9 protein-coding genes and 1 CRISPR repeat array are annotated in these 19,961 nt (G+C 40.0%); all 9 genes read left to right on the forward strand.

Features of this window, described 5'->3' with window-relative positions:
- Positions 1–29: 29 nt before the first annotated feature.
- Positions 30–9,757: direct repeats of the CRISPR family, unit length 25 nt; unit sequence TTCTCAATGCAAAGAGGATTGAAAG.
- A gap of 159 nt (positions 9,758–9,916) precedes the next feature.
- From cmr4 to D6D85_RS06820, 9 genes are read left to right on the forward strand one after another with little or no spacing between them, the layout of a single operon-like run.
- A complete protein-coding gene (gene cmr4, locus D6D85_RS06780) occupies positions 9,917–10,849 on the forward strand; it encodes a type III-B CRISPR module RAMP protein Cmr4 (RefSeq protein ID WP_237558781.1) in 933 nt (310 codons plus the stop codon).
- 2 nt (positions 10,850–10,851) lie between these two features.
- Positions 10,852–11,319, forward strand: coding sequence for a type III-B CRISPR module-associated protein Cmr5 (cmr5, locus tag D6D85_RS06785; RefSeq protein WP_125671317.1), 468 nt, complete (start codon positions 10,852–10,854; stop codon positions 11,317–11,319).
- Positions 11,277–12,434: a type III-B CRISPR module RAMP protein Cmr1 gene (cmr1, locus tag D6D85_RS06790; protein WP_125671318.1), complete on the forward strand. Its 1,158-nt coding sequence runs from the start codon at positions 11,277–11,279 to the stop codon at positions 12,432–12,434. The genes cmr5 and cmr1 overlap by 43 nt, the downstream gene beginning before the upstream one ends.
- Positions 12,431–13,198 carry a type III-B CRISPR module RAMP protein Cmr6 gene (cmr6, locus tag D6D85_RS06795; RefSeq protein ID WP_125671319.1) on the forward strand — a complete coding sequence of 256 codons (768 nt, stop codon included), beginning with the start codon at positions 12,431–12,433 and terminating at the stop codon, positions 13,196–13,198. Before cmr1 ends, cmr6 begins: the two co-directional genes overlap by 4 nt.
- Complete coding sequence (cas10, locus tag D6D85_RS06800; protein ID WP_125671320.1) at positions 13,198–16,365, forward strand: type III-B CRISPR-associated protein Cas10/Cmr2; 3,168 nt, start codon at positions 13,198–13,200, stop codon at positions 16,363–16,365. Before cmr6 ends, cas10 begins: the two co-directional genes overlap by 1 nt.
- A complete protein-coding gene (locus D6D85_RS06805; protein ID WP_125671321.1) occupies positions 16,362–17,399 on the forward strand; it encodes a hypothetical protein in 1,038 nt (345 codons plus the stop codon). The genes cas10 and D6D85_RS06805 overlap by 4 nt, the downstream gene beginning before the upstream one ends.
- 14 nt (positions 17,400–17,413) lie before the next feature.
- The gene (locus D6D85_RS06810; protein ID WP_125671322.1) at positions 17,414–18,697 is read left to right on the forward strand and encodes an AAA family ATPase; all 1,284 of its coding nucleotides are present in this window, start codon (positions 17,414–17,416) and stop codon (positions 18,695–18,697) included.
- 1 nt (position 18,698) lies between these two features.
- Positions 18,699–19,355 (forward strand): hypothetical protein, encoded by a 657-nt coding sequence (locus D6D85_RS06815; protein ID WP_125671323.1) that lies wholly within the window; start codon positions 18,699–18,701, stop codon positions 19,353–19,355.
- Positions 19,355–19,849: a hypothetical protein gene (locus D6D85_RS06820; protein WP_125671324.1), complete on the forward strand. Its 495-nt coding sequence runs from the start codon at positions 19,355–19,357 to the stop codon at positions 19,847–19,849. Before D6D85_RS06815 ends, D6D85_RS06820 begins: the two co-directional genes overlap by 1 nt.
- Positions 19,850–19,961: the final 112 nt, after the last annotated feature.

Here is a 19,961-nt window from a genome sequence, read left to right on the forward strand (position 1 = left end):
TATATTATGGCTGTATGCATATCGGTAATGTCTCAATGCAAAGAGGATTGAAAGCCTTTAGAGCATCCACATTTATGATCATCTTTCTCTCGTCTCAATGCAAAGAGGATTGAAAGACACAAGGATCACCCTTACATTTCTCCTGTGCCTGAATTCTCAATGCAAAGAGGATTGAAAGTGCTTTGGGAGGGGAGGGAGAGGAGGGGGGAGAAATTTATTCTCAATGCAAAGAGGATTGAAAGCTATTTTTACCTCTGAAACAATTCGGTTGCTCAACACGTTTCTCAATGCAAAGAGGATTGAAAGTTGTGTCCGATAGGACTGCTGTCTCACCACAGCACCTGCTTCTCAATGCAAAGAGGATTGAAAGGCGAATATGTTTATCGACTCGCTACCGTTATAAACCCACGTTTCTCAATGCAAAGAGGATTGAAAGCTGTTGCCCTGTTCGCCATCTACGAGGGGCTGTACTACTTCTCAATGCAAAGAGGATTGAAAGCTATATTCCCACCTCCTCAGATAAAGTGGAGAAGTATTCTCAATGCAAAGAGGATTGAAAGTTCAAATATGCTGAAGAAGTTTATTGAGTAATATCTGTTTTCTCAATGCAAAGAGGATTGAAAGCTTTGTGAAGTATATGGCACATTGAAGGATCACCTCTTCCTTCTCAATGCAAAGAGGATTGAAAGTACATACCTCTGGAGCTCAGGGTCTGCTCCCTCCCCTCTTCTCAATGCAAAGAGGATTGAAAGTGTAACAGATTTTTGGGTGTCATCAAAGGCTACTATGGTTTCTCAATGCAAAGAGGATTGAAAGACAGATTTGCCTTCCTCAACAGCTTTCATTATTACGGGATTCTCAATGCAAAGAGGATTGAAAGAGAACATGATACCTGATTTTAGTTGCGGTAATCCAAACATTCTCAATGCAAAGAGGATTGAAAGTAAGTGTCCTATATGTGGAGAATATTACACTTATATTTTCTCAATGCAAAGAGGATTGAAAGATATATGCTAGGGACTCCCAACCTTCACCTTCTACCCCCGTTTCTCAATGCAAAGAGGATTGAAAGTATTTATCGCTCAATCTCAGTTTATCTTGGAAATATTCCTTCTCAATGCAAAGAGGATTGAAAGTGCATTTTCACAACAGCCACCGAGAGCACCAAAGTTGCCGTTTCTCAATGCAAAGAGGATTGAAAGCTTTATCGATAGACATACCATATCGATCGCATCTCACCACTTTCTCAATGCAAAGAGGATTGAAAGCTTTATCTCCAGCTTTGGAAGTTCCTTCTCCCCCAGGTTTCTCAATGCAAAGAGGATTGAAAGCTTATGGCAAAATATCGCACTAGAAAGTTCTCGTCCATTCTCAATGCAAAGAGGATTGAAAGTGTTGCTGGTGTTCCTCCTGCCCCACCACCACCGCCGCTTCTCAATGCAAAGAGGATTGAAAGTGTTGTTATGAAAAAGAGAGAAAAACCAACAGATGAATTCTCAATGCAAAGAGGATTGAAAGAAAACGTTTCGAAATCCCCCGTGTTGTCCCAAAGCATGTTTCTCAATGCAAAGAGGATTGAAAGTCTGAATTATATTGCCACCATTTTTGTGGAATAGCATCATTCTCAATGCAAAGAGGATTGAAAGTTTCAAAAAGGTAATCATCCGCCTTCTTTATGAGATCCTTCTCAATGCAAAGAGGATTGAAAGCTTTTTCCTCTATCATATCACCACCTCGTTTTTTAGGCTCTTCTCAATGCAAAGAGGATTGAAAGAATTTTCTATAGTAGTCCAATATGCTGAATGAATAGTTTCTCAATGCAAAGAGGATTGAAAGCTCAGACCCGTTCGGTTTGAAAAGGCCGGGAGTGTGATTCTCAATGCAAAGAGGATTGAAAGATCTACCTTATACTTCTTTCTAGGGATATAAGGTGGTTCATTCTCAATGCAAAGAGGATTGAAAGCAAATGACATTAGTGTCTGATTCTAAATTGTATATAATTCTCAATGCAAAGAGGATTGAAAGACGTATGTGTGCCTGCTGTGGCTATTGATATCGTAATTCTCAATGCAAAGAGGATTGAAAGCCGTGACAAAGTAGACCTTCCTGTTCTTTATATCCACAATTCTCAATGCAAAGAGGATTGAAAGACATTATTGCACTAATGTAAAAAGGAGGATTATAAAAATGTTCTCAATGCAAAGAGGATTGAAAGTAAGATCCCTTGACCCTAGCTCTTTCGAGCTTTCAGAATTTCTCAATGCAAAGAGGATTGAAAGACGTCTTTGCCAACTGTGGCATGGACAGGGTTTACCGATTCTCAATGCAAAGAGGATTGAAAGACTCCCCTGAAGTTCACCAGATATGAGCAGTACCTGATTTTCTCAATGCAAAGAGGATTGAAAGTTTCTTACTTTTTTGTTATTGCTTTCCTAATTGTTGTGTTTCTCAATGCAAAGAGGATTGAAAGGTGCAGGGTTTCCATTACAGTTCTGGATTCAGACAGTTTGCTTCTCAATGCAAAGAGGATTGAAAGATGTAGAACATCCACTGTGCCGATGTTGTTGTGTGTCCATTCTCAATGCAAAGAGGATTGAAAGCTGTATTTTTGAACAGATTGTAGAAAGACCACATCCAATTCTCAATGCAAAGAGGATTGAAAGTTAAGCTCCTTGAAGTTTACGTTGTAGAAGCCATCGCTCGTTTCTCAATGCAAAGAGGATTGAAAGCCTATTTCATGTTTGTGTATATTATTGCCATCATTGCTATTTCTCAATGCAAAGAGGATTGAAAGCTAAGGCAATAAAAGAGGGCGATATATACGACGAAAGTGCTTCTCAATGCAAAGAGGATTGAAAGTTATTACGTCATTGAATGGCTCTCTAGGATGCACCTTCGTTTCTCAATGCAAAGAGGATTGAAAGTACCATATACACTCCCAACAACTCATCCAGATCACCTTTTCTCAATGCAAAGAGGATTGAAAGATCCGACTTTGTCTGTCCAATAGAAAAATCGCCTCAGTTTCTCAATGCAAAGAGGATTGAAAGCCTGTTGTTCACGTCTCTGTATGCGTAAGCTAAGCCAATTCTCAATGCAAAGAGGATTGAAAGCTCTGGGCGACGGCGCCACGGTGCGGCTGTACAGGTTCTCAATGCAAAGAGGATTGAAAGCGCCGTACCGCTTCGTCCCAAGACTCTTCTCTGGGGCACTTCTCAATGCAAAGAGGATTGAAAGTGAGGGGAGAAGATCCATAATCCCAATCTTCTTTATTTTTTTTCTCAATGCAAAGAGGATTGAAAGGTCCTTCTTATGAGAGCTTATCAATCTACATCCGGCGCTTTTCTCAATGCAAAGAGGATTGAAAGTAGAAGTTTTTGCAACCAAGCCGGACATGTGCGCTCACTCTTCTCAATGCAAAGAGGATTGAAAGGCTTCAGTTGCCTCAGCCTTTTCCTCCAGAGGCATCTCCTTTCTCAATGCAAAGAGGATTGAAAGTAGCCTCATAGGGCGTGTCGACGTGCAGGCACCCGTCACTTCTCAATGCAAAGAGGATTGAAAGCTAGGTATCTGGCCTCAGCTGCCGCCCTCTGGAACATGTTTCTCAATGCAAAGAGGATTGAAAGATAATCTCCGCAGTTGCTGCTTTGATAACAGCGGTGTTTCTCAATGCAAAGAGGATTGAAAGAAAGGTACGAGCAACTGAGAAAGGTAACCGAGGGATACTTCTCAATGCAAAGAGGATTGAAAGTCTATATTTCCATCCAGATAACCAAGGAATATAGGACATTCTCAATGCAAAGAGGATTGAAAGTCGCCGATCCGAGGAAGTAGATCACCTGCCCATACCTCCTTCTCAATGCAAAGAGGATTGAAAGGACTATGATCCTCATCTAATCACCTTTCTTCTTGGATAATTCTCAATGCAAAGAGGATTGAAAGCTTACTTCTTTCAGATATGTTTGAGAGAAAAGGGAATTCTCAATGCAAAGAGGATTGAAAGGGGTTCCGATTGACCCCCTCAGGGTGATGATAAGGAACGTTTCTCAATGCAAAGAGGATTGAAAGTTTTTGCTATGCATTTCGCTTCCCATCATCCTGCATCCCCTTCTCAATGCAAAGAGGATTGAAAGATCCAGAGTTCATTCCAACCGGAGCCGATAATCTTTCCTTCTCAATGCAAAGAGGATTGAAAGTTCAGCCGGAACTTCGCTGAACACATTTGATGGCGGTGCTTCTCAATGCAAAGAGGATTGAAAGAACCTGAGGAGATCTATTTTGCTAAACCTATATCCCAGCTTTCTCAATGCAAAGAGGATTGAAAGGACAAACTTCCCCTGTCGGTAGGCTACTGGGTCTATGGCACGTTTCTCAATGCAAAGAGGATTGAAAGCCTCATCGCCACCCTGATTACGGTGGCCTACGGCGTCGTTTCTCAATGCAAAGAGGATTGAAAGACGTCTACACGACAGGGTTCATCAAGCCGGTCGTGGAGCTTTCTCAATGCAAAGAGGATTGAAAGAAGTCAGTATGCCCGCTTGGTTGAGGTAGTACAGCCCCTCTTCTCAATGCAAAGAGGATTGAAAGATGAAGTCTCAGATAGTCATCTAGATCTGAATAGGATATGTTTCTCAATGCAAAGAGGATTGAAAGACTATGTCCGACACGTCCTCCTCACCTACTGTCTTCTTTCTCAATGCAAAGAGGATTGAAAGTTATTCGAATAGCCAATATTATCGTCCAGCCTGATATAATTCTCAATGCAAAGAGGATTGAAAGCTTTTTCGGCTTTTTAAAGACACTAGGGGTAGGTAGGTTCTCAATGCAAAGAGGATTGAAAGTTAATGAGTTTAAAAAGTTGTTTATAGCATCAGAAACTGTTCTCAATGCAAAGAGGATTGAAAGCCACAGATCGGGCATTTGAAGTAAAATTTGAAGTGTCTTCTTCTCAATGCAAAGAGGATTGAAAGCTGTAACCTTCTCAGCTGCAAACATGAATCTAGGCAACTTTCTCAATGCAAAGAGGATTGAAAGGTGCCCATACTGCGGCGAATATGTTCCCTATGGTTCCTTTCTCAATGCAAAGAGGATTGAAAGTCTTGATCCATATATATATTGAGGCAGGGACATCAAGTCCCGTTTCTCAATGCAAAGAGGATTGAAAGTCAGGAAACACCTCCCTCCTTTTTCAACAAGGAAAAGTTTCTCAATGCAAAGAGGATTGAAAGACAGCGAGCACGCTCCAAACGGTCTGGGATATGTTGCCCTTCTCAATGCAAAGAGGATTGAAAGCCTGTTATGCGATATGAATAGCCTGCATAGGCTGAATAATTCTCAATGCAAAGAGGATTGAAAGTTGTGTTTTTAACAGCCCTCTCAGCCTACTCAGATTCCCTTCTCAATGCAAAGAGGATTGAAAGACATGTTTGCCAGAGAGCTCCTTTCATGTAAAGTAAACTTCTCAATGCAAAGAGGATTGAAAGAGGATCATGTAAAAATGCGGGATCAAACGGAGAAACGGATTCTCAATGCAAAGAGGATTGAAAGTATATATCTTGAGCTGTTCCACGTGGTGTGCCTGTGGGTTTCTCAATGCAAAGAGGATTGAAAGCTGTTGATGAGAGGAATGGAGAGGTTGTAATAGCGTTTCTCAATGCAAAGAGGATTGAAAGTTGCCATTGCCCTGTTTCTGATTGAGCTGATTGAGGATTCTCAATGCAAAGAGGATTGAAAGTGAATCAAGAAGGAAATATACTGCGATATGCTCATTCCTTCTCAATGCAAAGAGGATTGAAAGATTAAGGCTGTTGAGGGAATAGGAGAGTGCAAAAAGATATACTTCTCAATGCAAAGAGGATTGAAAGCGAAATGATCGTAATCCCTCATGTGCCTTACTAAGTTTTTTCTCAATGCAAAGAGGATTGAAAGAAGGAGGGATGATCTAGAATGGTCAGCACAGAGATAATTTCTCAATGCAAAGAGGATTGAAAGAAATATCCCTTTTTCTCGAGATTCTCTAGATGAATTTTCTTCTCAATGCAAAGAGGATTGAAAGGATAGTAGTAGTTTTCTTTCTAAGATACTGGCTGTCTCTTTCTCAATGCAAAGAGGATTGAAAGGTTTCAGCCTGCACATAGTAGTGCACGCCAAAGTCAGTTTTCTCAATGCAAAGAGGATTGAAAGACTCAAAGTGAAAAGCCTCGTCATCGTTGCATGTCCTTTCTTCTCAATGCAAAGAGGATTGAAAGATAGGAGCTAAGAAGCTGTTCAAGTGCATCAGCGATAAGTTTCTCAATGCAAAGAGGATTGAAAGGCATAGTTTACAACAGCAGATACTGTAACACCATTATAATTTCTCAATGCAAAGAGGATTGAAAGTCTTCCTGAACACAGCAAGGTAGATTATCCCAAGAAGTTTCTCAATGCAAAGAGGATTGAAAGTCAACTATTGTTAAAAGGTCTTTTATCACGTCCTCATCTTCTCAATGCAAAGAGGATTGAAAGTGCAGTTGACAGCCTTCTCAAGGTCTTCAAGCTCATATTCTCAATGCAAAGAGGATTGAAAGTATGGGCCGACAAAAGGCCCGTAAACCCTGAATCCCGATTCTCAATGCAAAGAGGATTGAAAGTTGATTATCAGCCTGTACAGCCTTGCTTTCTGCGATCCTTCTCAATGCAAAGAGGATTGAAAGCCAAGCTTCTTTATTGCCCACTCCTGAATTCCCGCTATTTCTCAATGCAAAGAGGATTGAAAGTGTATTTAAATATGCTCTGGATTATGTAGGTGAAGAGCTTCTCAATGCAAAGAGGATTGAAAGTAAAGTTGTTCGACTCACCTGCCGATATGAAGAAGCCTTCTCAATGCAAAGAGGATTGAAAGGAAAAGAATAAAGATAACGTATGCAACAGGAGCAGCTTCTTTCTCAATGCAAAGAGGATTGAAAGAAGTCAGCATCAGTGTAGCCCATCTTCTTGAGCTTAGCCCTTCTCAATGCAAAGAGGATTGAAAGATTCTATTTCCTCCTCTTCAACTTTTTCCTCCTTCTTTTTCTCAATGCAAAGAGGATTGAAAGTCTTGTCCGGCGCCTCCATCAGCAACCTGTAGGCCTCTTTTCTCAATGCAAAGAGGATTGAAAGAGTGTAGCGCTCATTCGCTCTCTCCAGGATTCTCCTGATAAGGCTCTTTCTCAATGCAAAGAGGATTGAAAGAGTGTAGCTTTCATCCTTTCGGGCATCTTTGGCAGAATTCTCAATGCAAAGAGGATTGAAAGCTTTGCATTCTCCTCATACCTGTTGAGCATTCTTTTGTTTCTCAATGCAAAGAGGATTGAAAGTGATCATCCCATCCTTCATACCTCTCCCTCCCAAACTTCTCAATGCAAAGAGGATTGAAAGGTTGAGGAACCGGTGCAAGTTTTTGAACTCCCCAAACTTCTCAATGCAAAGAGGATTGAAAGTTTATTATCATTCCTAGAAAGCCCAATCCTGTTAGAATAGGTTTCTCAATGCAAAGAGGATTGAAAGCATCGTGAGCGGGGCAATGCAGATCTCTTGGCAACGCTTTTCTCAATGCAAAGAGGATTGAAAGGTAATTTGGTCTCGATTATAGCTCTCTTAACCTGATCATTCTCAATGCAAAGAGGATTGAAAGCTTCGCCCTCTCTATCCTCCTGAGCAACCTTATCGTCCTTCTCAATGCAAAGAGGATTGAAAGGTTAAATCTCCTGTCCCACGTCCTTACCTCGTACATCACACTTCTCAATGCAAAGAGGATTGAAAGTGTGTTAGGTAAGGTAACATTACCTATTCCAGAGATATTCTCAATGCAAAGAGGATTGAAAGTTTCCTCTATTTTGCTGTTATTTTCTTTTTTGGATGTTGTTCTCAATGCAAAGAGGATTGAAAGCCATGGTGAGGGGCGTCCTGACCGCTATCCACCTGTCCTTCTCAATGCAAAGAGGATTGAAAGCGCATCTGCGACCCTCTCCACGTCCTCTGGGCTCCACTTCTCAATGCAAAGAGGATTGAAAGTGCTGTACCTTCCGGTCTCGTAGTCCCAAACTATGTGGATTCTCAATGCAAAGAGGATTGAAAGACCACCCGAGGTTATCGTGGCCGGAGGACTTCTTTCCGCTTCTCAATGCAAAGAGGATTGAAAGGTTGGTTCTCCCAGCTGGCTTTTCACATCCTGCACCACGTTTCTCAATGCAAAGAGGATTGAAAGCGAAAAATATTCCTGGATTGTCCAGATCCCCGACTGTGCTTCTCAATGCAAAGAGGATTGAAAGCGAAGGTGATACCCCTCCTCATAGGTGCGGCGTACGCATTCTCAATGCAAAGAGGATTGAAAGCATCTGGCTTGGTTCTGTGTGCCATTACAGTGGCATATGGTTTCTCAATGCAAAGAGGATTGAAAGTCTAGGGCAATAGCTTCGTTCTACTTTTTATCTGGGTATTTCTCAATGCAAAGAGGATTGAAAGTTATCTCAGCTATTATGTCTTTTGCTGAAAAGAAAACATTCTCAATGCAAAGAGGATTGAAAGGATACCCACAATCTCCTCTATGCTCTTCACTTTGAAGGTTTCTCAATGCAAAGAGGATTGAAAGGGGTAGCCAAAACGGGCACTACAGGGAGTAGGGCTAGCAGTTTCTCAATGCAAAGAGGATTGAAAGATAAAGCGGATACTGTTTCATAATGGGTAAAGCTTTGGGTTCTCAATGCAAAGAGGATTGAAAGCAAGTGCCTTTATTCTGGTCTCGCTCATCATGAGTAGTATTCTCAATGCAAAGAGGATTGAAAGTGGTTGTTGCCGTGCTTCCCGCCTTCGGGCAGGAGGTTCTTCTCAATGCAAAGAGGATTGAAAGTTGCCAGCCTGAGGCAGTACCTGAGGTCGTCCTTCTTGTTTCTCAATGCAAAGAGGATTGAAAGTAGGTGCACAACCTCAGATCCTCATGGTCTCTGCTTTATTCTCAATGCAAAGAGGATTGAAAGTCTTGATCTGTCGTTTTGTTCAAGATCTCTACATATCTTTCTCAATGCAAAGAGGATTGAAAGAGACTGTCGGTTTCCTTCCGAAGCCTGTGTTATACTTTACTTCTCAATGCAAAGAGGATTGAAAGTTTTATTGCGACGGAAACAAAAAATTTTTATTTAAGACTTCTCAATGCAAAGAGGATTGAAAGCTTTCTGCTTTCTTACTTGCTCATACTCAGCTTCTGCGTTTCTCAATGCAAAGAGGATTGAAAGTTCTCGTGGTAGTGCGTCCAGTTGGACACGAAGTTGGTTTCTCAATGCAAAGAGGATTGAAAGACAGGTCGTCCTACGACCCGCTCTTCTTCAACCTCACGTTCTCAATGCAAAGAGGATTGAAAGCCACAGTCATCACAACCCTGCCCGTGGAGCCCGGCGGCTTCTCAATGCAAAGAGGATTGAAAGGTCCCGGCACGGGTTATTTTAGTCGCACCACCCGCAGAATTCTCAATGCAAAGAGGATTGAAAGCCATCGTCTGAGCTAGAGGAATTGGATCTGATTCGTTAAATTCTCAATGCAAAGAGGATTGAAAGGCGAGGTGTTAAGCGATGCCAAGAGGCTGAGGAGTTTGTCTCAATGCAAAGAGGATTGAAAGGTTGTGCTACCCTTACGCCCTTTACTGCAACGAGGTAGACTGTCTCAATGCAAAGAGGATTGAAAGAAAAGCTCATCATCCTCAAAACCATCCGACATAACACCGTCTCAATGCAAAGAGGATTGAGGTAGACATAATATTCTCAATGTTTGGAAATATAACATAAAGGAAAAGATCTGCCTAGAAGTGAAACAAATAGTGTACATATTTTGGAACAAATAGTTGAATAGAAAACTTTTTATTTTTCCTTATGATATCTTCCTGTGCTCTATGCAAGGGGGTAGCCTAATGAACATTCAAACATGTAGTAGAGGTGTTCCGTATCTTCTTTTTGCTGTAACTCCAATTCATGCAGGAACTGGGAAAGAAGAAGGGGAATACGTGGATCTTCCAATTCAAAGGGACTTTTTAGGTCTTCCAGTGATCTGGGGGAGCAGTATAAAAGGGGCTCTTAGAACTACTTATAGGATCAAAAAAGCCGAAGGAAGCTCTGGAGGAGATATTAGTAAAGCTTCAGATGAAGAAACTATCATATTCGGACCTGAAAGAGAAAGGGCGCATGAGCATGCGGGGTCTCTTCTAGTGACTGATGCAAAATCCTTCATAGTACCTGTACCATCATTAAGAGGAGTTGTTTCGTTTGTAACCTGTCCTATCATGTTAGAAAATGCCAAAAAGATATTTGAGCTCTGCGGATACTCCAATCTGGCAACTGTAATAAACGAAATAATTCAAATATCAAAAAGCAAGGGCGTTGCTGTTGCAGGCAGTAGTAAAATCATCATTAAGAATAAAGTCATGTTGAGGGATAGAATCTTTGACGCTATTGAAGAATCTAATATTGGTCAGAAAATTAAAAGCCTAATATCTAGCTTAAATATTCCTATATCAGTTGATTTTATTCAAGAAAGGGCAGTAGTGCTACCTGATGATGAGGGAGTTCCATTTATCTCCAGATCAACTATGTCTGTGACAAGAATTTCACTTGATTACAGAACAAAGACGGTGAAAGAGGGTGCTCTCTGGACGGAGGAATATGTTCCTGAGTCCACTATGTTTGTAACGGCCTTAATTGCATTATCACCTAGAAAGCCTGGTGTATCAATAGATCCGATAGATGAGCTCAGAAAGGTAGTAGCAAACGGTCAAAAGGATTTCTATCTTATCTTAGGAGGACATGAGACTATAGGAAAGGGCATTATAAAATTCTGTGGGTGGTAAGAATGAAGTCCGAAATCATTTTGGATGACAGAAAAATAGGGAAGATAGCATTTGAGTTGCTCTCAAAGGTCAAGAGAGGTGTGGAAGGTAGAAGGGAGTTAAATAAAGGGATACGTGCCCGTTGCAGAGGTATGTACAGCTTCTTTTACTATTCAGGATCTCTTCCAACACTTGCTTTTATCTACTCAAAAGCAGGGGAGGATCTTATTAAAACGACCTTAACCCGAATGAAGGAGGAGGAATTTATACCTCCTATCGTAAAAGACGAGGATCTAAGCTATGCTATATATGGATCCCTGATATGCTGTTTCTTAAATGAGATAGGGGTAAACACCGATGGATCCCTCAAATCAATAATAGACGTCTTTGGAGAGCCTAAGGATGAAGGAACTTATATTCTTGACTATCAGATACTTAGATTTGCCAAATGGATAAGAAAGTTTGGAGAGTCCCTGTTTACTGGGGGATGACATTGCTTAATCCTCTTTTGAAGGTAAAGTTCTGGAATTCATCTCCTCTTCTTCTAGGTGGGTATGATACCGAGTCAAAACATGAGTTCCAAGGAGAGGAGCTAAGACCAACAAGCCTAAAGGGAGTTTGGAGATGGTGGTTTAGGGCTGTTCTGGGGGCAACTTTATGGAGAGACGGGATAAAAGACGAGGATTTCATTAATAACCTCAGGAAAAAGGAAGGAGCTATTCTAGGAACAACGGAAGGGAAAGCTACTGCCTCCAGAATAGTAATAAGATCTTTTACTAGCAAAGTGTGTTACGATTCTGCGGAAAAGATACAGGATTTACCTAGAATAAGATATCTGCTGTTGAAGAAAAAAGATATTACGTTCATAAAAGATATAGCGGGGATTATAGAACTTAAGGTCTTCAGCTATAAGGACGAGAAACCTGAATACGAAGACATAAGGAGAGCTTCTGGTAGCTTCATAATATCCCTTCTCCTCTCAGGCTTAGGAAAAGGATCTAGAAGAGGGTTTGGATCCCTAGATTTTGATGTCATAGAGGATACAGCTGGAATGTTCTTGAATCTAAAAAGCGAAAATATTGATGCTGAAACCATAAAAAGGATACTGAGAAGTTTAATTCCAGCTTCAGAGAGCAAAAATCCCCCACCAATTCCTCTTCTGGCTCCAGGTCACTTTGAGCTACTCTATTTGAAGCATAACAATGTCATGAAGATGTTGCAAGATATTCAGAATTTCACCTTAAGAACTGGCAGAATGAGAGTTCTTGGCCGAGATCCTCTGAGAGATCAACTTACTGGATGGATCTTGGGTCTTCCAAGAAGTGCCATGCCGAAAGGTCGTATAGAGTCCGGATATTACATAAAAGGAGGTAAAATTGCTAGAAGAGCCTCGCCTCTCATAGTCAGCGTTCACAAAACATACGCATCTGTGTGCATTTTCAAGTCTAGGGACTGGCCTCATCCTATTCTATGGAAGTCTCGTGAAATGAGGGAAGGGGTCAAGGCACAGGATGATCTCATGAAAGCCTATGATGTGCTAAGCAGATCGATCAGGGAATATTTGGAGAAATGTGGATACAGATATGAGGAGGTGAAGGTTTTTTGATTGGAGATGAAATGAAGTTGTACGGTATTGATTTAAAGGAAATGTTAAATTCATGTGAAAATCCTATTTTATTGTGTAGAATTGGTCTTATAAATCTTGCTGGATCCCAGCAAAAAGAGGGTAAGAAAGATCTTCTGGAACGTCTCATTAGGTGCGTAAATGAAAATTTCGCTGAGGTTAAACCTCTAGTGGATAGTATCTTATCTTCTTGGGCAGAAGCCTTGAAGCAGGAATATGGCACCGTAATAGATGTAATTGTCTCAACTAAATCTAGACTTATAGTTCATGCAAAGAACGATTCTACGTCCCTTATCTTTGAGATAGGAACTATTCTTCATCCAGTTCTTGGATTTCCCTTTATACCAGGCTCTAGTATTAAGGGTTCTTTGAGAAGTTATTTAACAGGAATAAAATATGAAAATGTAGAAGAATTGCTCGGAGGGGCTTCTACGTCTATCTCTAAAGTTCTGGTGACAGATGCATACCCAGTGGATGCTGGGAAGAAAGGTTTGCTGGAGCCAGACGTCATAACTCCCATATACAAGGATCCTAGGGAGCATAGGGCTTCTCCTGTGCCTATAATCTATCCTGTTGTGGCAAAAGGTGTAAAGTTCAGATTCTTTGTCGCTATTAAGGATAAAGAAAAAGATTTACCTAAAGAAGTTGGAAAATGGGTATCTGAAGTAATAAATGAAGGAATAGGCGGAAAAACAACAGTTGGATATGGGATACTCGGGATAGAATCAGCGGGAGGTGTTATTTGATGGATCAGGAATTAATGGCAATGAAGATGGCAGCAATCCTCTATAGTTCACCATTTAGATATCTCGTATCCTGCCTCTCTCTGATAGATGAGTCGGCCGCAGAGAGACTTGCAAAACAAATTGATGAATCCATTATCAGAGAAGTGCTTGGAAATGATATTCTTCGCCCAGATACCGAACCGCAGGATAAAGTATCCCTATATATAGTAGCCAGATTTGTCCATGATTTATTGGATAAAGATCTCTCTGAAAAAATCAAAAAGGCACTTAAAGAAAACCTTTTAGTTAAGGAGAACTATCTAAAGCTTATATCCGGTTCAATCGATATAACTGGATTTATCGCTAAAGATTCTGTCAGTAAAGTTAGTAAAGTCATTTTTAAGCATCCTGTAGACCTTTCAGAGATAGATTTAACAGAAGAGCTAGGGGTTTTTATGAATAAGGACAATAAATTTAGGGAATCTATCGATATTTTCTGTAAGAAGCTTATAGATGCTGCTTCTAAAGCAAAGGGAATGGAATATCATGCTTTATGGAGAGTAATCCCATCAGCATTTGTCACATCTGTAAAGGAGGTCTATGAAAGAGATCTCTCAAACGAGCTCATATCCAAGCTCACTCTTATTCCAGCAGATCCAAGAAGCCCTCATATTACTGCCCTAGATCACATGTACTCCATTCTCCCATTCATGCTTAGTGACACGCAGATTGGAATAATAAGCTGGGAGATCTGTAATAAGCAAGGCTTTATAAGCACATCCAAAATACCTAGGGATCTCTGGGCTGGAAGCTATCTAATCTCTCTTCTCACATTCTACGTTCTTAAATCATTATCGGACGAAATAGGGCCGGATTCCGTGATAAAGCCATCTCTTTATTCATCCTCTCTTTATGATGCCTATCTAGGATCCATTTTTGGGGAGATTACAAAAGAAGAGTTTTTGGAAGAAATTTTAACGCCATCTATACCAGGTACTGGAATTATCTTAGTTCCAGGATATAAAGTTGAATATTTTGTGAGAAGGATAAAAGAGCTATATAAGGAGATATGGAATATTATAACTGAGCAATTTAAGGAGCAACTCGATAGAGATCTCAAGGATATCGATGAATCTGCGAAGGGTAAAATCATATCAATGAAATTAGATCTTATAGATAAACAAAAGGAGGAGATGCCATTTGATATCGCAATAGCCTACTTAAAAGTTCCTATAGATGACAAGGAAAGGGAGGAGCTTCTGAAAGAACTTCTTGAGAGTGGAGCTTTATCAGAGAAGGAGATTAGTGAGATAAAGAGGATAAAAGAGCTAGGAAAGGACGCAAAAGGAGTACAATCCCTCATCCTATGTTGGAGCATATTCATCAAAGCGCTATCATCAATTCACTACTCCTTTACGAGAACAAGAGTAGACGGCAGGGTTCTTGAAGCTCCGATAAGGATAGAGAAAAAAGAAGATCTCTGTAATGTATGCTGGAAAAGGGAAGCTATCATAGGAGTGAAAAGATTGGAAAATCTGGAGAAAAAAGAGGATAGAGAGGAACTCAGAAAATTGCTCGGAAAATTGCATGATAAGGAGGGGATAATTATCAGGGATGGAGAAAGGGGGATAATTATCAGGGATGGAGAAAGGCTCTGTTTTCATTGTCTCATAAGAAGATGTTTAAGAAATTCGATCGACAAAATATTAGATAGATCTATGGGGATTAAAATCGAGTACAAAGAAAAGGCTTATCCATCTACAGAGACCATTGCAGGAGCTCCTTTCGCATATACCCTCTTGTCCCTACTTGCGTCGCCAGATAAGCTAGATAAGGATAGGCTGAGCAAATGGATGGATGATCTAGGTAAACTAAAGGGGATATTTTCCAAGATCTATGGGCTTTCAAAGGCAAGGCTTGTGAAGTCATCCTCCTACGAGATTCTCTATAACAAAGCTCCAAAGGAAGTAGCTAATATGCTTGACAAGTATCTCACTGCTTTCTACAGGGAGCATTACATTAGAGCTGAGAGATTTGCCGAATTAGGAGAAGATGCAAAAAGGGCTTTGGATTTACTAGAATGTACTATGAAAGAAGCTCCTACCTCTATTTTCATGAGTTTGAGAGATAGTCCTCTAGCTTGGCTTGAAATAGAAAAAGTATTGCCTGAAGGAACTGACCGCATTATAGGATCTCTTTGCATTGTAAGATCTCTCTCTGATTATTTCGCTATTGTGAAGTCAGACGGTGACTCTATGAGGGATCTTCTCGAGGGATCAGGCATTCACCAAAAGAAGTTAATGGATATGATCCCTCTATCCATCCTTAAGGGAGACACTCCTTCTATCAAAGAAGAGGATCTGTTAACTAGATGGATACCAAGCATAAGTTACGGTCTGATGATAAGCAGGGCTCTTACGATTCTATCAACAAAAACTGCAAAGCAGATAGAGGAAAAGGGAGGATTGGTGGTATATTCTGGAGGGGATGACGTTCTTACAATGATTCCGGCTGAAATATCCATTCAGACTGTCCTATCTACTAGGAAGACCTTTTCAAGGAGTGTAATAGAGGTTAAGGATCGCTTTGCTGAAAAAGTTCTCCGAGAGAAAAATGTTATCTATCAGTTCCCTGGTCTAGGTAAGAGGGCCACTCAGAGCTCATCAATTTTGCTTGTAGATGCCTTCTTCCCGCTTAGAAAATCTATTGAAATGGTATCTAATTTTGTAGAGGAGAAAGCTAAAGCTGTGAGGTATCCATCTGGAGAGAAGGATTGTCTTCACATAGTGTACAGGGGAAGAGAGGGATATATTCCAATGAGCTTAATAGAAATAGAAAAACTGAAGGAGTTACTTCTTACGCTGGCTCTCGGCTCATCCATCAGAAGCGGAAGCTGGGGCTTTCTGATATTAAATGGCCATGTTAAACCTGTCAGAGGCTTTTCAAGGGATGTAGTAGAGGTGAAGACAGATCTAAACAGCGAGGAATGCTATAATCTTTACGAATCCTCTGCAAGAAGAGCTGGTGTAGATGCAGAGCTTTTGAGGCAGCTAGCTCCTTTAAGAGAGATAAGCGTGATAACTCCGAGAGGAAGATCCTGTCTTTTATCTGAGATTCTTAATGGGGTTGCCGCTCTTCTTGGGGCATTTAGGGAGTCAAGACCATTAGTCCTAGGTGAGGAAGTATGAATGGAAGCATATCTCTGAGGTTTGAGCAGGTAACCCCTCTTTTCTTCGGCAGGGTGGAGGAGCTTTCTCCCACAGAATTTGTGAGAAGTTACTCTATTCCGAGTGCCTATACAGTCGGAGGAGCCACGATGACCTTACTAAGCGAAGTGGCAAAAATAGAGCTTGAAGAGATAGAAAATAAGGTGAGAAATAGAGAAATAGTGATAAGAGCCACTTATTTTGCTGCAAAATTTGGTAATAGCTGGAGATACTTCATTCCAGCTCCTCTTTCAACTTCTCACGGAAGAATATACAAAGTAATCGTGGCAAAAGGAAAATACAGCGGATTCTGCAGGATTAGCGGAATACCTTCAGCCGGGATTCCACCTATATCTGATTTCAAACCTGATGGAAAGAATTGGCTTATTGAAGTCTCATTTGATGACGAGAAAAGAAGATGGCAAATTAACACTGCATCTTTGGCTGAATTGAATCCCAGATTTTCAGATAGAACTAGCTTTGAGATGGAAAGAGTTAAAAGAACGGTGAAAGCTCCATCGCTTTACTTTAGGGAATTAGTAGAGGGATACGAAATATATAGTTTTAGTTATGGAAAGACACGAGATACCAGGGTGGCATGCGATATCCTCCTTCCAACAGATCTAAAAGAAAGACTTAGAATGGTAGAGTCAAGGCTTATCAGGTTCGGAGGAGAATCTGGCCTAGTAAGGGCACATATAAGTGACGAGACACCGCTAAACTCTCTATGTAGGAAAGGTGTGGAAAAGGACGAGATATATCTGGCAATTTCTCATATTCCTATCATAAGAAAGGGAGATAAGTTTTCAGTATTAGGATTTGGAAGGGCTGATTGGATTTTTGGGAGAGTGGAGCTTATGGGAGGATGGTTAATGAGGGAAGAAAAGCCAAAAGATATGATATCTGTCTTATCTCCTGGATCTCTCTTCAAGATATCCAGCGTTGATGAAAGTTACGATGGAGAGTGGTACCTTAAGCTCTTATCAACAGCAGTTTCATTAAAGGGAGTTGAATAATTGGGGTGTTTAAAATGAAGGTTGGCTTAGAGGGAGTGAAAATCGGCATAAAGGGATATAAATGCTATTCTGAGAGAAAAGAGATTGAGTTAGGGAAAGTAACAATATTAATGGGTCCCATGGGTGGTGGAAAATCCTCGCTTCTAGAAGCACTGGCACTCTGGGGAAGAGTAATGTCAGGAGAAGTTAAAGACGAAGATGATATATTCAAGGGTTCTCTCGTGAATCTAAACGGTATGCATCTAAAAGATCTTATCAACAAAGAAACAGATAAGATGGAGATTTCTGTTCTCTCCTCTAGGGAAAACGGGATAAAAGTGACGTACATTCCACCGGAGAAGTGGGGTATATCATTATTTATCAGAGGTAACGAGAGGACATTAACTAAAGATAAAAAATTAGTAGATATTGAAATTCTAAGCAGTATAGTAAGTGCCTTAATAGAATCTGTGAAAGGGAGAACACCTATTGAGAAGGATTTTGAAAATATAAAGGAGCATATAGACATGAATTCTCTTGTAGAGCTGGAGAGATCATCAGATCTGCAGGAGGATCTCAATAAAATTTTAAACTTGAGGTTCATCAGTTATATAAGTTTTCACAGGCCATCACCAAAAGAGCTAGTATCACCGGAAAAGGAAAGAAGCTCGCCAGATCTAAGGAGCTACTTAGAGGAAAGAGAATGGAGTTCTGATGGATCCTCCTTAATACAGGCTCTCATTAATTTAATAATTTATAGAATAGGGAAAAAAGAAAACATTGAAAATTTAGAAAAAATATTGAATGATCTAAATATTTGTGATGGCAGTCCATGTATAGAACCGGGTCTTACTGATGGTATTCCTACAATCAAAGTAAAAACCAAAAGAGGAGAACTTGACATAAGAAATTTGAGTTGTGGCGAGAGAAACTGTCTTCTTATGATTCTAGCGGCCATTCAAGCAAAGAAAGGAGGAATTTTAATCATGGAAGAGCCTGAAATAGGAATTAATATAAGAGCTCTTAGCAAACTATTCCAAAAACTTTATTCTCTTGACCTCTATTTACTCATGTCCACCCATAGCTTAGTGCCATTCTCTGCTATAAGGAGCTATATCATTAGTGATAAGAAGCTAGAAGATAAAAAGGCTGCTTTCTCTAATATTTTATTGTATTATGTTAATTACCCGAATTTAATAAAACTCGAGCTTGATGAGAGGGGTACTCCCTCCCTACTACCTGAAAAACTTCCTCCAGAACAGTTGCAAGAAGAGGTTAATATTCTTAAATCTACGTTGTTTTTCTTAAAGGAAGGGTGAAATGGAAATGTTCGACTGTCATCAGGAGGATGAAGCTCTCCTCAAAGAATGTTGCGATCAAATAGAAGAAATTAATATTATTAAAGGAGAATGTGATTGCTTTATTAGCGAGCTTCGCAGTATGCTTAAGGAAAAATATAGGGTATGTTCAGAAGACAACATAGAGATTCACTGTATTTGCTTCGACAAGGAAGGTATCTACGTGTGTCGTGGGTGTGAGAAGATAAAAGAACAAAAAGAACATAAGAAGCTCGATAGAATAATCGAGGTTCAGATGCATGATCAAGAGAAATCGGTAAATATTCTCGTAGGAGTAGAATGCAAGAAATGGGGTTTTGATCCGAATAATTGCCGTGAGGAATCAATAAAAAGCAGAGTAAATGACATTAAGGATAAATTGATCGACTTCTTTAATAGTACAAATTTTCTCCATCAGCAGCTTGGTCTTTTCCTCGATAATTCTTCATTCAAATTTTGTTTCTTAATATATATTATACCAAAACAATCTAATAGTTTATATAATATTAGTAACTTTATTCAGAAGTTGGATGAAGAATTATCTAGTAAGCCCTTTAATAATTGTATAGCAGTACGAGTAAAAGGAACTGATATAAAAAGAGGTGTGGAAGGGCTCTGCAGCAGTAAAGGTGATAAGTAATGCCCCTATGGATCCTAGGTTCCAAGCAGCTTCAGAATAAGATCTACGAGTATTTTAAGGACAAGGTTTATGATCTAGCAATATATGATAAAGTAGCAGACTGTATAGCACTATATGAGGAGGATAATTGGGACGACCGATATCTTGAGCGGGCTTTTAATCCCTCTAATTCCTCTTTACAGGAAATCGCCAAATTTATCGATTCTGAAAAGGCAGCGGCTGTCATATTCAGCGGATGGTCTATCTTTGATCCACTTGAATTTAAAGTCGGCATTATAAAATCTAAAGATACGAAAAAATCTGCACAGATGATACTCAAAGAACTCGCTTGGAATATACATAGGTACACGTGGGATTTTCCATCCATTTTTGTACTAACTGCTCTTCTTGATAAATATTTTCAGGACATCGGAAAAGATATTTTAACTGAAACAGAATATCCCAGTGTAATAATCATTAGAATGGACGGCTTATTGAATGAGTTGGTAAAATAGATTACAAGATCTTCTTAGCAAAAAGTATTAGTGAAGTACTGTAAATTAGGCTAATTGAATCAGGTATGATCATTTAAAAATATATAAGCGTTGAATTAAGGTTTTTCAGGAG

The sequence above is a fragment of the Candidatus Methanodesulfokora washburnensis genome, from assembly GCF_003947435.1.
In the GTDB taxonomy this organism is placed as follows: domain Archaea; phylum Korarchaeota; class Korarchaeia; order Korarchaeales; family Korarchaeaceae; genus Methanodesulfokora; species Methanodesulfokora washburnensis.

Bases quoted from the DNA above. Each gene is read 5' to 3' on its own strand.
- D6D85_RS06810 (WP_125671322.1), top strand. From the start codon at position 17,414: ATGAAGGTTGGCTTAGAGGGAGTGAAAATCGGCATAAAGGGATATAAA.
- cmr1 (WP_125671318.1), top strand. From the start codon at position 11,277: ATGGATAAGAAAGTTTGGAGAGTCCCTGTTTACTGGGGGATGACATTG.
- cmr5 (WP_125671317.1), top strand. From the start codon at position 10,852: ATGAAGTCCGAAATCATTTTGGATGACAGAAAAATAGGGAAGATAGCA.
- cmr4 (WP_237558781.1), top strand. From the start codon at position 9,917: ATGAACATTCAAACATGTAGTAGAGGTGTTCCGTATCTTCTTTTTGCT.
- D6D85_RS06820 (WP_125671324.1), top strand. From the start codon at position 19,355: ATGCCCCTATGGATCCTAGGTTCCAAGCAGCTTCAGAATAAGATCTAC.
- D6D85_RS06805 (WP_125671321.1), top strand. From the start codon at position 16,362: ATGAATGGAAGCATATCTCTGAGGTTTGAGCAGGTAACCCCTCTTTTC.
- D6D85_RS06815 (WP_125671323.1), top strand. From the start codon at position 18,699: ATGGAAATGTTCGACTGTCATCAGGAGGATGAAGCTCTCCTCAAAGAA.
- cas10 (WP_125671320.1), top strand. From the start codon at position 13,198: ATGGATCAGGAATTAATGGCAATGAAGATGGCAGCAATCCTCTATAGT.